This window comes from Streptomyces cyaneofuscatus, from assembly GCF_042718795.1.
Classification (GTDB): domain Bacteria; phylum Actinomycetota; class Actinomycetes; order Streptomycetales; family Streptomycetaceae; genus Streptomyces; species Streptomyces cyaneofuscatus_A.
In genome coordinates this window covers 12,178-24,597 of sequence record NZ_JBHXOX010000007.1, presented here as the reverse complement: position 1 = coordinate 24,597, position 12,420 = coordinate 12,178, and the positions used below count along the sequence as shown (strand labels likewise).

Annotated in this window: 9 protein-coding genes and 1 pseudogene; 7 read left to right on the top strand and 3 right to left on the bottom strand. The window is 70.5% G+C overall.

The genetic code is table 11. The features are described from left to right. Positions 1 to 67 precede the first annotated feature (67 nt). On the bottom strand, positions 68 to 2,197 hold the full coding sequence (gene glgX, locus ACFWRT_RS09075) for a glycogen debranching protein GlgX (RefSeq protein WP_380951584.1): 2,130 nt from the start codon (positions 2,195 to 2,197) through the stop codon (positions 68 to 70). Positions 2,198 to 2,687: 490 nt separating this feature from the next. Here glgX and ACFWRT_RS09070 point away from each other — a divergent pair, with 490 nt between their 5' ends. Then, the gene (locus ACFWRT_RS09070; RefSeq protein WP_381121247.1) at positions 2,688 to 3,827 is read left to right on the top strand and encodes an SAV2148 family HEPN domain-containing protein; all 1,140 of its coding nucleotides are present in this window, start codon (positions 2,688 to 2,690) and stop codon (positions 3,825 to 3,827) included. A gap of 163 nt (positions 3,828 to 3,990) precedes the next feature. Then, positions 3,991 to 4,704 (top strand): 3'-5' exonuclease, encoded by a 714-nt coding sequence (locus ACFWRT_RS09065; RefSeq protein WP_380951582.1) that lies wholly within the window; start codon positions 3,991 to 3,993, stop codon positions 4,702 to 4,704. 38 nt (positions 4,705 to 4,742) lie between these two features. Here the strand turns inward: ACFWRT_RS09065 and ACFWRT_RS09060 are convergent, their stop codons facing one another. After that, positions 4,743 to 5,099, bottom strand: coding sequence for a hypothetical protein (locus ACFWRT_RS09060; RefSeq protein ID WP_380951581.1), 357 nt, complete (start codon positions 5,097 to 5,099; stop codon positions 4,743 to 4,745). A gap of 66 nt (positions 5,100 to 5,165) precedes the next feature. Then, positions 5,166 to 6,032 carry a phosphotransferase enzyme family protein gene (locus tag ACFWRT_RS09055; protein ID WP_380951580.1) on the bottom strand — a complete coding sequence of 289 codons (867 nt, stop codon included), beginning with the start codon at positions 6,030 to 6,032 and terminating at the stop codon, positions 5,166 to 5,168. 126 nt (positions 6,033 to 6,158) lie between these two features. Here ACFWRT_RS09055 and ACFWRT_RS09050 point away from each other — a divergent pair, with 126 nt between their 5' ends. The 5 genes and pseudogenes from ACFWRT_RS09050 (at position 6,159) to ACFWRT_RS09030 (ending at position 12,310) form a co-directional block, all read left to right on the top strand. Next, positions 6,159 to 7,097, top strand: a complete 939-nt coding sequence (locus ACFWRT_RS09050) for a carbohydrate ABC transporter permease (RefSeq protein WP_380951579.1) — start codon at positions 6,159 to 6,161, stop codon at positions 7,095 to 7,097. Next, positions 7,094 to 7,933, top strand: a complete 840-nt coding sequence (locus ACFWRT_RS09045; RefSeq protein WP_380951578.1) for a carbohydrate ABC transporter permease — start codon at positions 7,094 to 7,096, stop codon at positions 7,931 to 7,933. Before ACFWRT_RS09050 ends, ACFWRT_RS09045 begins: the two co-directional genes overlap by 4 nt. A 35-nt stretch (positions 7,934 to 7,968) precedes the next feature. Beyond that, on the top strand, positions 7,969 to 9,270 hold the full coding sequence (locus ACFWRT_RS09040; RefSeq protein ID WP_380951669.1) for an ABC transporter substrate-binding protein: 1,302 nt from the start codon (positions 7,969 to 7,971) through the stop codon (positions 9,268 to 9,270). 18 nt (positions 9,271 to 9,288) lie between these two features. Then, positions 9,289 to 10,525: pseudogene (gene mgt / locus ACFWRT_RS09035) on the top strand (macrolide-inactivating glycosyltransferase); the annotation flags it as partial. 579 nt (positions 10,526 to 11,104) lie between these two features. Then, positions 11,105 to 12,310, top strand: coding sequence for a S8 family peptidase (locus ACFWRT_RS09030; protein ID WP_380951577.1), 1,206 nt, complete (start codon positions 11,105 to 11,107; stop codon positions 12,308 to 12,310). The last annotated feature ends 110 nt before the right edge of the window (positions 12,311 to 12,420 follow it).

Genomic DNA, 12,420 nt, shown 5'->3' with positions numbered 1-12,420 from the left:
CCCCGCCCGGGGCGACCTGTGTCACCCCGGGCGGGACGCTCACCCTTGCCGATGCTGCCGGCAGGCCTCAGGCGGGTCGCTTCAGCACGGTCAGGCTGCGCCCGATCAGCGTCACCTGCTCGCCCTCGGCCACCTTCGGCCCCGACCCCGGGGGCACCCCTGCGGGCAGTGCGGTGTCCACGACGACCTGCCACTGCTCGCCGTGGTCCACCGGAACCACGAACTCCAGCGTCTCGGCGCTCGCGTTGAACATCAGCAGGAACGAATCGTCGGAGATCCGCTCCCCGCGTGGCCCCGGCTCCGAGATCGCCTCACCGTTGAGGAACACGGTCATGGCCTTGGCGTGGGCCGCCTGCCAGTCCTCCTGAGTCATCTCCTCACCCTCAGGAGTGAACCAGGCGATGTCGGAGAGCTCGTCGTGCGTGCCCTCCACCGGCCGTCCGTGGAAGAAGCGGCGGCGCCGGAAGACCGGGTGGTCGCGGCGGAGCCACACCATGGAGCGGGTGAACTCCAGCAGATTGCGCCGGAACTCGTCGTCGGGGGCGTTCGGGTCGGGCCAGTGGATCCAGGCGAGCTCGTTGTCCTGGCAGTAGGCGTTGTTGTTGCCCTTCTGCGTCCGGGCGAACTCGTCGCCGTGGCTCAGCATCGGCACGCCCTGCGACAGCATCAGCGTGGCGATGAAGTTCCGCATCTGCCGGCCCCGCAGCTCCAGGACCTCCGGATCGTCGGTCTCTCCTTCCGCACCGCAGTTCCAGGACCGGTTGTGGCTTTCACCGTCCCGGTTGCCCTCGCCGTTGGCGTCGTTCCGCTTGTCGTTGTACGACACCATGTCGTGCAGCGTGAAGCCGTCGTGGCAGGTGGTGAAGTTGATCGAGGCGAGCGGGCGGCGCCCGTCGTCCTGGTAGAGGTCGGACGAGCCCGTCAGCCGCCCGGCGAACTCCGCGAGCGTGCGCGGCTCGCCCCGCCACAGGTCGCGGACCGTGTCGCGGTACTTGCCGTTCCACTCGGTCCACAGCGGCGGGAAGTTGCCCACCTGGTAGCCGCCCTCGCCGACGTCCCACGGCTCGGCGATCAGCTTCACCTGGCTGACCACCGGGTCCTGCTGGACCAGGTCGAAGAAGGACGAGAGCCGGTCCACCTCGTGGAACTGGCGGGCCAGCGTCGCCGCCAGGTCGAAGCGGAAGCCGTCCACATGCATCTCGGTCACCCAGTACCGCAGCGAGTCCATGATCATCTGGAGCACGTGCGGGGACCGCATGAGCAGCGAGTTCCCGGTGCCCGTGGTGTCCATGTAGTAGCGCTGATCGTCGGTCAGACGGTAGTACGAGGCGTTGTCGAGGCCGCGGAAGGAGAGCGTCGGCCCGAGGTGGTTGCCCTCGGCGGTGTGGTTGTAGACGACGTCGAGGATGACCTCGATGCCCGCCTGGTGCAGCGCCTTCACCGCCTGCTTGAACTCCAGCACCTGCTCGCCCCGGTCGCCCCAGGAGGCGTAGGTGTTGTGCGGGGCGAAGAAGCCGATGGTGTTGTAGCCCCAGTAGTTGGCGAGCCCCATGTCCGCCAGGCGGTGGTCCTGGATGAACTGGTGGACGGGCATCAGTTCGATCGCCGTGACGCCCAGTTCGGTGAGGTGGGCGATGACCTCGGGGTGCGCGAGCCCCGCGTACGTACCGCGCAGCTCGGGCGGGAGCCCCGGATGGAGCATCGTCAGGCCCTTGACGTGGGCCTCGTAGATCACGGTGCGGTGGTAGTCCGTACGGGGGCGGCGGTCGTCGCCCCAGTCGAAGTACGGGTTCACCACCACCGAGCTCATGGTGTGCGGCGCCGAGTCGAGGTCGTTGCGGGCGTCGGGCTTCCCGAACGGGTAGCCGTACACCGCCTCGCCCCACTCGATCTTCCCGGAGACCGCACGGGCGTACGGGTCCAGGAGCAGCTTCGCTGAGTTGCACCGCTGCCCGTTCTGCGGTTCGTAGGGCCCGTGCGCGCGGAAGCCGTACCGCTGACCCGGCATGATCCCGGGCAGGTACGCGTGGCGCACGAAGGCGTCGGTCTCGCGGAGCTCCACCGCCGTTTCTGAACCGTCGTCGTGCAACAGGCACAACTCGATCCGATGGGCGGCCTCGGAGAAGACCGCGAAGTTGGTGCCGGCGCCGTCATAGGTGGCGCCGAGGGGATAAGCGTGTCCCGGCCAGACCTGCATAGATGAGACTCTTCCACTTCTGATCCGGGTGCGGTGGCTTTCCTCGGCTCGTTACCCATCGAATATTCCCCGAAAGAGCGGCGCACACCTAGTACGCCGTGCGGCGCGGCCGAGTCCCGTCGCCGCTCTCCGGCCACACCGGTCAACTTCGGACACCGGGGTTCCGCCCCGGACGCGATTGCGGACGCGCCCGGCCGGACGGCGTCCGGATCGCGGCCTTCGTCGGGGTGCCTAATCACTATGAATCCGCTCACTCCACCCGATCTCGCCACAAGGAACAGGCCGCCGCGAAAGGGGAGTTGAGAAACCGGCCCGGCCATCGGGCTGCACCGGATCCCGCTCCCGGAGTACCCTTCCTTGATCGTTGGGTGGGGGAGTGGAAGGCGGTACGCGGGTGAGCTCGGGAGGGTTCGAGCTACCCCCAGGTGACGCAGGTCACGAGGGGGAATCGACCGATGCGCCGCCCGGGGCGGTGTCCCTCGCGCAGCCCATGGAGATCGGTGCCGAGCTGGACTGGGGCGCCGAGGCCTGGAGCGAGGTACGTACCCGGGCGCAGCGGGCCGGGCGCGCCTATATCTGGCTGAATCTGGTCGAACAGAGACTGCGCGCGGTCGTCGCCGCGGTGCTCCGGCCGATCTACGAGCCGGTGCACGGCGAGGACTGGGTGGTGGCCGCGGCCGGACCGGCCGGGCAGGAGTGGGTGCAGCGGGCCGTCGCCGTACGCGAGGTGTCGCGCCGCAAGGGATACCTGCTGGACCCGGCCGACGACAACGTCCTCAGCTTCCTCACGCTCCCGCAGCTACGGGAGCTGATGGTCCAGCACTGGCCGTGCTTCGAGCCGTACTTCGACGATCGGCGGGATGTCGAGCTGGCCCTCGACGAGCTGGAGGTGACCCGCAACGTCGTCTCCCGCAACCGCGCCCTGAACGAGGCGGTGCTCGCCCAGGCGGAGCGGGCCTCCGCCCGCCTCCTGGACATCCTCGGCAGCGGGGCCTCCGTGCCCTCCGCCGACCGGCTGCCGGTGGACGCGGTGGAGGAGCTGGTCGGCGACCGGTACGCGGACGTGGTCTCCGTCCACCCCGACCGGGTGCGGCTCCAGCGCCAACTGCCCGCAGAGGACCTGTTCGGCGGGGCGCGGCGGCTGGACGCCATCGGCATAGGGCTCAACCTGCTGGTGCAGAACTTCTCCGGCCGCCGGCTGGTCCGGCTCGCCGAGTCGGGGTGCCGGGTGCGGCTGCTCTTCATCAACCCGGCCAGCAGCGCGGTGAAGCGGCGGGAGCGGGAACTGGGCCTCAAGAAGGGCGAGCTGAGCCGCTCGGTGGAGATGAACATCCTCCACATGCGCCGGGTCCGCTCCAAGCTCCGCGACCCGGGCGCCTTCGAGATCCAGGTCTTCGACGAGACCCCGCGCTTCACCGCGTACCTGGTGGACGGCGACGGCTCGGACGCGGTGGGCGTCGTCCAGCCCTACCTGCGGCGGGCCCGGGGCATGGAGGCGCCGGTGCTGGTCCTGCGCGGCGGCGGACGGCGGACGGTGGTGCGGGCGGGGCAGGACAGCGAGGGCGGCCTCTTCGAGACGTACCGGGAGGAGTTCGAGTCGGTCTGGACGGACTCGCGCCCGGTGTCGTAGGGCTCCTTGCTTCCCCCCGCTTCCCTCTTGCTTCCCCCCTGCTTTCCCCCTCTTGCTTCCGCCTTGCTGACACCCCGTCCCGCGTTGTTGTCAGTGCTGCGTGCGAAGGTGGTCATCACTCGGGGGGAGCACCACGGGGGAGCACCACGAAGGAGGTATCGGGATGAGCTGGCATCAGGGACCACTGGTCGGCTTCGACCTGGAGACGACGGGGACCGACGTCGAGACCGACCGGATCGTCACCGCCGCGTTGGTCCGGCTGGAGCCGGACGGCACGGTCGCCGAGCAGCGGACCTGGCTGCTCGACCCGGGGGTGGCGATACCCGAGCAGGCCTCCGCGATCCACGGCATCGGCACGGACCACGCCCGCAAGCACGGCGCCCGGGCGGCCTCGGCCGTGGCGGAGATCGCCCACGCGGTCGCCGAGGTGCTGCGCTCCGGGGTGCCGCTGGTGGTGATGAACGCGCGCTACGACCTCTCGCTCCTGGACCGCGAATGCGGGCGGTACGGACTGGACTCCGTCGAGCAGCGGATCGGCGGCGTGCCCTCGCCCGTCATCGACCCCCTGGTGATCGACAAGCACGTCGACAAGTACCGCAAGGGCAAGCGCGCCCTCCAAGCCCTGTGCGAGCACTACGGGGTGACCCTGTCCGACGCCCATGACGCGACCGCCGACGCGGTGGCGGCGGTCCGCGTGGTGCGGCGGATGGGCGAGCGCCACCGCCCGGTCAGCACCCTGCCTCCGGCCGAACTCCACACCCTCCAGGTCCGGGCGGCCGCCGAGCAGTCCGCCTCGCTCCAGGCCTACCTCCGCCGCACGGCGAACCCGACGGCGGTGGTGGAGCAGGCCTGGCCGGTGATCCCGCGGAGTAGGTGACCGGCGGGGGCTCTGGCCGGAGGGGCCCGTAGGCGGACTCAGAGCTTGCCGAAGACCACTCCGCGCCAGGTCCAGCCCGCTTCCAGGGTGCTGGTGCGCAGGGGGTCCGTCAGTTGCGCGCTGTCGAAGCTGAAGGACTCGGTCGCTTCGAGGCGGCCGCTCTCGCCCCGCTGGAGCGTGTACCGGCGCGAGACTGTCCTGCCCCCGCCGCGGGCGTACGTCGCCGAGATCCTCAGCCGCGAGGGATTCCCGACGCGGGTGACCTCCCCACTCTCCTCGACGGCACGCACCTCGGGGACGTCCTCGGCCAGCCGCATCCTGATCCGGATGGCATGCGTCAGTTGGGACGCGAGGAAGAAGGGCTGCCAGGCGGGCAGCTTGTCGAAGAGTCCCATGAGGTCCAACCTACGCTCCGCGAACCCGACCGGTCGCAGGAGCACCCGTCCTGCCGTACCGGCCGGTCAGAAGGGGTACCAGCGGACCTCGGGGTCTCCCTCGCGCAGCGAGGCCACCCTGCGGCGGAATTCGGTGAGCGCCTTCGGGTTGGCCGGGGCGTGCTGGGCGACCCAGGCGCAGCTTGCCGTTTCGCGGGCGCCGCGCAGGACCGCGCAGCCGTCCCACTCCCGGACGTCCCAGCCGTACGTGGCCGTGAAGGCGTCGTAGGCCGCAGGGTCGAGGCCGTAGCGGTCGCGGGAGAGGGCGAGGACGACCAGGTCGTGTTCCCGCAGGTCCGTGGAGAAGGTCTCCAGGTCGACCAGGACCGGGCCCTCGGGGCCGACATGGACGTTGCGGGGGAGCGCGTCGCCGTGGATCGGGCCCGGAGGCAGGTGCGGGGTCAGGGCGGCGGCCGCGGCCGCGAAGCCGTCGCGGCGGCCGCGGAGGTAGTCGGCGTCGTCCGGGTCGATCGTGTCTCCGGCGAGGGTCAGCCAGCGCTCCACCCCGCCGAGCAGTTCGCGGCGAGGGAGCGTGAAGTCCGCCGGGGCGGGGAGCGCGTGCACCCGGGAGAGCAGGGGCGCCAGGTCGCGCGGCTCCGTGGGGCGTACGGGGTCGGGCAGGCGGTGCCACACCGTCACGGGGTGGCCTTCCACCAGCCGCATCCCGCGCTCGGCGGCCCGTACCGCCGGAACGCCCGATGCGGCGAGCCACTCCGCGACGGCCACCTCCCGCTCCGCCCGGGCCGCCAGCTCCGGGTGGCCGGTGGCGCCCCGGCCGACCTTCACCACCAGACCGTCGGCCGCGAAGACCGCGTTCTCGCCCAGCGCCAGCAACTCCGCCGCGCCCGTAAAGCCGGCGGCCGTCAGCACCTCACGCGCACGCATCTCGTCCATGGGTGTGATTTTCGCATCCGCGCAGGCCACCTTGACGAACCGACGGCCCATCAGCACGATGGCCTGGGCCACCAGGACGGCCAGAACGGGATGAAGTATTCCTGAAGCGCGCAGAGAGGATTATTTGTGGCGTTAGCGGGCGTGAAGCGGCGGTCCGGGGCGGATGGCGCACGCCCCAGGCCCGCCCCCGCGGCCCGGGACCGGGCCGCCTGGTTTCTCGTACTCCCCGCCCTCCTCCCGATCCTGATCCTCAGCGTCGGCCCGCTCCTCTACGGCATCGCGCTCGCCTTCACCGACGCCCAGTCCGGCCGCACCCGCTCCACCCAGTGGATCGGCACCCTCAACTTCCAGGACCTCCTGCACGACACCTTGTTCTGGGACTCCTTCCGGATCGGCCTCCTCTGGGCGTTCGGCGTCACCGTCCCGCAGTTCCTCCTGGCCCTCGGCCTCGCCCTGCTGCTCAACCAGAAGCTACGGCTGCGCTGGCTGGCGCGGGCGCTCGCGATCATCCCCTGGGCGATGCCCGAGGTCGTCGTCGGCATCATGTGGCGCCTGGTCTACAACCCCGACGCCGGCATCCTCAACGAGACCCTCCGCGACCTCGGCCTCGGCGACGGCCGCGACTGGCTCACCGGTCTCGCCACCGCGCTCCCCGCCGTGATCCTCGTCGGCATCTGGGCCGGCATGCCCCAGACCACCGTCGCCCTGCTCGCCGGACTCCAGAACACCCCGCACGAACTCCACGAGGCGGCCGCCCTGGACGGGGCGGGGGCCTGGCGCCGGTTCCGTACGGTCACCTGGCCCGCGATCAAGCCCATCGCCCTCGCCATCACCGCACTCAACTTCATCTGGAACTTCAACTCCTTCGCCCTGGTCTATGTGCTGACCAGCGGTGGGCCCGGCGGGCGGACCCGGTTGCCGATGCTCTTCGCGTACGAGGAAGCCTTCCGGTACGGGCAGTTCGGGTACGCCGCCGCCATGGGGTGCGTGATGGTCGCGGTGATCTCCGTGATCCTCGCCTTCTCTCTCGTCGGACGGATCCGCCGAGGAGGCGAGGAGCAGTGAGTCTTCCGACCAGCAGGGCCGCGCGCGCCGGGCAGTACCTCGCGCTCCTCGCGTACCTGGTGTTCCTGGCCTTCCCGTTCCTCTGGCTGCTCTCCACCGCCTTCAAGCCCGCCCGCGAACTCGGCTCCCTGCACCCCACCTGGATCCCCGAGCAGCCCACCCTCGACAACTTCCGCCAGGCCTTCGACGAGCAGCCGCTGCTCCAGGCCGCCGCCAACTCGCTGATCGCCGCCGTCTCCGCCGCCCTGATCGCCGTCGTCATCGCGACCCCGATGGCCTATGTGATGGCCCGCCACCGGGGCCGGCTCGCCACCGCCGCGACCGGATGGGTCGTGGTCAGCCAGGCGTTCCCGTTCGTGCTGGTGATCATTCCGCTCTTCCTGGTCCTGAAGAACCTGCATCTGATCAACACCTTGTGGGGGCTGATCCTGGTTTACGTCGTCTGGTCACTGCCCTTCGCGCTCTGGATGCTCGCCGGGTACGTACGCGCTGTGCCGGCCGAGCTGGAGGAGGCCGCCGCCGTGGACGGGGCGGGGCGGGTACGAATCCTCGTCTCGGTCGTCGCCCCGCTGCTCGCGCCCGGGATCATCGCCACCGCCCTCTTCGCGTTCATCACCGCGTGGAACGAGTTCTTCTTCGCCCTCGTTCTCCTCAAGACCCCGGAGAAGCAGACCTTGCCGGTCGTCCTCACCCACTTTCTCGGCGCGGAGGGCGTGGCCGACCTCGGACCGCTGGCCGCCGCCGCGTTCCTCGCCACGCTGCCCTCCCTCGTCCTCTTCGCCTTCATCCAGCGGCGGATCACCGGCGGGATGACGGCCGGGGCGGTGAGGGGCTGATGCGCGGTGAGGGGCTGGTGCGTGGTGAGGGGTTGATGCGCCGCGCCCTGGCCCGGCGGGCCGCGGCGGCCGCCTCCGTCCTGGCCCTGCTGCTCACCGGCTGCTCGGGCAGCAGCGGCGACGGCAGGGACGCCGACGGCACCATCCGGCTCAGGTTCCAGTCGCTGGCCTGGCAGAAGGAGTCCGTCGACGCCAACAAGCAACTGGTGAAGGAGTGGAACGCCGCCCACCCCGACGTCCAGGTCGACTACGTCCAGGGCAGTTGGGACAACGTCCACGACCAACTGCTCACCTCCTTCGAGGGCGGCGAGGCGCCCGACATCATCCACGACGCCTCCGACGACCTAGCGGACTTCGCCTACGGCGGCTACCTCGCCGACCTGCGCCCCCTCCTCCCCGAGCGGCTGAAGGCCGACATCCCCGAGCAGTCCTGGCGCACCACCACCTTCGACGACGGGATCTACGGCGTCCCCTTCCTCCAGGAGCCCCGCGTCCTGATCGCCAACACCAAGATCCTCAAGGCGTCGGGGGTGCGGATCCCGACGCCGGAGCGCCCCTGGTCCTGGGAGGAGTTCCGCGAGGTCTCCAAGGAGCTGACCGGCAAGGGCCGTCACGGGGTCGCCTGGCCGCTCAAGGAACCCGTCTCCGTCACCCTCAACCTGGGCCTCTCCGGCGGCGGGCAGCTCTTCCACCGCGACCCGGACGGCAAGGCGGAGCTGCGCTTCGAGGAGGGCGACCAGGTGGTGACCGGCACCATCCAGGACCAGGTCAACACCGACCGCAGCGCGGCCCGTACGGCGCTGGGCATGGGCGGATCGGACGCCCTGCCCGGCTTCTTCGGCGGCCGGTACGCCATGCTCCCGCTCGGCTTCGCCTACCGCCAGCAGGTTGTCGAGCAGGCCCCCGAAGGCTTCGCATGGACGGTCCTGCCCGCCCCGGCGGGCAGCGGGGGACTGGCTCAAGGGGTGAGCCCGCAGACCCTCTCGCTCGCCGAGGACAGCCCGCACAAGGAGGAGGCCGTCGCCTTCATCGACTTCCTGCTGCGCCCGCCGAACATGGTCCGGCTGGCCCGGGGCGACTGGATGCTCCCCACCGGCACCACCGCCCTCGCCCACCCCTCCCTGCACACCGACGAGCACGGCTGGGCCACCGGGACCGCGCTCGCCCAGTACCTGCGCCCGGCGCCCGCGCAGACCGTGCGGGGCTACCCCGAGTGGAAGGACAAGGTGGCGACCCCCGCGCTCCAGGAGTTCTACAGCGGCGCGATCGACACCGACGAGCTGCGGAAACGGCTGGTCGACGACGGAAACCGGGTGCTGGCTCGCTATCAGCGCTGAAGAGGGTGGCAGAAGTAGCTAGACGAGACGTTCCGTCTCGTCTATGGTGAAGCGCATGACCCCATCGCCGCGCGCCCACATCGCCATGTTCTCCATCGCCGCCCACGGACATGTGAACCCGAGTCTCGAAGTGATCCGCGAGCTCGTCCGCCGTGGGCACCGTGTCAGCTACGCCATCCCCGCCTCGTTCGCGGACAAGGTCGCGGCCACCGGAGCCGAGCCGGTGATCTACACCTCGACCCTGCCGACGGACGATGACCCCGAGGCGTGGGGCACGGAGCTGATCGACAACATCGAACCCTTCCTCGCCGACGCCATCCAGGCCCTCCCGCAGCTGATCGCCGCCTTCGAGGGCGACGAACCGGACCTCGTGCTGCACGACATCACCTCCTATCCCGCCCGCGTCCTCGCTCATCGCTGGGACGTCCCCGCCGTCTCGCTCTGGCCCAATCTGGTGCCCTGGGAGGGGTACGAGAAGGAGGTCGGCGAGCCGATGACGGCCGAGCTCAGGCAGACCGAGCGCGGCAAGGCGTACTACGACCGGTTCGCGAGCTGGCTCGCAGACAACGGCCTCGGCCATGTCCCCAGCGACGACTTCGTGGCCCGCCCGCGCCGCGGCCTCGTCCTGATCCCCGAGGCGCTCCAGCCCAACGCGGACCGGGTGGACCGCGACACGTACACCTTCGTCGGCGCCTGCCAGGGCGACCGCGCCGACCAGGGGGAGTGGGAGCGGCCGGCCGGGGCCGGGAAGGTGCTTCTGGTCTCGCTCGGCTCCTCCTTCACCAAGCAGCCCGCCTTCTACCGGGAGTGCGTCGCGGCCTTCGGTGACCTGCCCGACTGGCACGTGGTGCTGCAGATCGGCGCGCATGTCGACCCGGCCGAGCTCGGTGACGTACCGGCGAATGTGGAAGTGCACGCGTGGGTACCGCAGTTGGCGGTGCTGAAGCAGGCCGACGCGTTCATCACCCACGCCGGGGCGGGCGGCAGCCAGGAAGGGCTCGCCACGGGGACGCCGATGGTGGCCGTGCCGCAGGCCGTCGACCAGTTCGGCAACGCCGACATGCTCCAGGCGCTCGGGGTGGCCCGGCACGTCCCGATGGAGGAGGCCGACGCGGCGACGCTGCGCGAGGCCGTGCTCGCCCTGACCGGCGACCCGGAGGTGGCGGAGCGGTCGGCCAGGCTGCGCGAGCAGATGGCGAAGGAGGGCGGCACGCTGCGCGCGGCCGATCTCATCGAGGCCGAACTGCCGCTCTGAGCTGGTCCGAACTGTCGCTCCTGTCGCTCCTGTCGCTCTGAGCGGATCGGCCGGAATGATATCCGGACGTTGTGCGCCCCGTCCTGCCCGCCGTGCGACCCGGTGGTGCGGGGCGGGGCGTCCGTATGTGCGATGCCGGTCGTCGTTGCATCTGCACGCACCCCCCGGGTGACTCCACATCTCCGGCAGGGGACTTCACCTCCTTCGCGCACTTCTTCACGCACGTTCACAGGTCTTCACGCATACCCGTCTGCGCCCGGCGGTGTCCCTTCCGAGTCCGCGCGGGTGCGGTTCGCAGTGGCGCAAGGGGCCGGGAGGCGCCCCTGAGCTGGTGATTCACCGATGGGCGAGCGTCTTCGCGACGCGTCGATCCGGCTTTGTTGCCTGCGTGTTGACGCCCGCCGCCCGTTGTGACCCGCCATGGCCGATTTCTTGTTACGAAACCTTGTTGAGTAAGTCACAGCTGCAAGGGGGTCTTGATCTGCGCTCGTCAATCGGTCAGGGTTTCGAGCCAACCCCCGGAGATCTTCCGGCCGGAGGTCAATCCCCCCACAGAGATTGACGAGGAGACCCCTCTTCATGGCCAAGCACCAGCGCACCATCACTCGCCGGACCAAGCTGACCGCCGCGATCACCGCCGTGGCAGCCGCAGCCGGAGTCACCCTGCTCGGAACCTCGTTCGCCGGAGCCGCGCCGGCCCCCATGGGCACGGTCTACGGCGCGGACGCCAAGACCGCCGTCTCCGGCAGCTACATCGTCATGCTGGGCGAGAAGGCGGACAAGTCGAAGCTCGCGAAGGAGTACGGCGGCAAGCTCCAGCGCAACTACTCCTCCAGCATCAACGGCTTCTCCGCCAGCGGACTTTCGGATACCGAGGCCAAGCGCCTCGCCGCCGACCCGTCCGTCGCCAAGGTGGTGCAGAACAAGAAGTTCAGCATCAACGCCACCCAGGAGAACCCCCCGTCATGGGGTCTGGACCGGATCGACCAGGCCGAGACCGCGGGCGACAAGGCGTACAACTACCCCGACGCCGCCGGTGAGGGCGTCACCGCGTACGTCATCGACACCGGGGTCCGCGTCACCCACGAGGACTTCGAGGGCCGCGCCACCTCCGGCTTCGACGCCGTGGACAACGACGACGACGCCGACGACGGCAACGGGCACGGCACCCACGTGGCGGGCACCATAGCCGGGGCCGCGCACGGCGTCGCCAAGAAGGCCAAGATCGTCGGCGTCCGCGTCCTGGACGACAACGGCTCGGGCACCACCGAGCAGGTCATCGCCGGCATCGACTGGGTCGCCGCCAACGCGTCCGGCCCGTCCGTCGCCAACATGAGCCTCGGCGGCGGCGCCGACCCGGCCCTCGACGAGGCCGTCCAGAAGGCCATCGCCGCCGGTATCACCTTCGGTGTGGCCGCGGGCAACGAGTCCAGCGACGCCGGCCAGGGCTCGCCCTCCCGCGTCCCCGAGGCGATCACCGTCGCCTCGTCCACGGAGGGCGACGAGCAGTCGGACTTCTCCAACTTCGGCTCCGTCGTGGACATCTACGCCCCCGGCTCGGACATCACGTCCACCTGGAACGACAGCGACACCGGCACGAACACCATCTCCGGTACGTCCATGGCGACCCCGCACGTCGTCGGCGCGGCCGCCGTCTACCTGGCGGGCCACCAGGACGCCACCCCGGAGGCCGTCGCCACGGCGCTCACCGAGGGAGCCACCCCGGACGCCATCTCCAACGCGACCGAGGGCACGGCGAACAAGCTCCTCAAGATCGTCGAGTAGGACCCACCGCCGGGTCGAGTAGGACCCACCGCCGGGTCGAGCAGGACCCACCGCCGGACGGGTGCGCCCCACCGTCCCCGTCCGGCACCGCTCGCGCACAGCAGCCGCCG

Coding starts and splice junctions, on each gene's coding strand:
- glgX (WP_380951584.1), bottom strand. CDS start 2,197: ATGCAGGTCTGGCCGGGACACGCTTATCCCCTCGGCGCCACCTATGAC.
- ACFWRT_RS09070 (WP_381121247.1), top strand. CDS start 2,688: ATGGAGATCGGTGCCGAGCTGGACTGGGGCGCCGAGGCCTGGAGCGAG.
- ACFWRT_RS09065 (WP_380951582.1), top strand. CDS start 3,991: ATGAGCTGGCATCAGGGACCACTGGTCGGCTTCGACCTGGAGACGACG.
- ACFWRT_RS09060 (WP_380951581.1), bottom strand. CDS start 5,099: ATGGGACTCTTCGACAAGCTGCCCGCCTGGCAGCCCTTCTTCCTCGCG.
- ACFWRT_RS09055 (WP_380951580.1), bottom strand. CDS start 6,032: ATGGACGAGATGCGTGCGCGTGAGGTGCTGACGGCCGCCGGCTTTACG.
- ACFWRT_RS09040 (WP_380951669.1), top strand. CDS start 7,969: ATGCGCCGCGCCCTGGCCCGGCGGGCCGCGGCGGCCGCCTCCGTCCTG.
- ACFWRT_RS09030 (WP_380951577.1), top strand. CDS start 11,105: ATGGCCAAGCACCAGCGCACCATCACTCGCCGGACCAAGCTGACCGCC.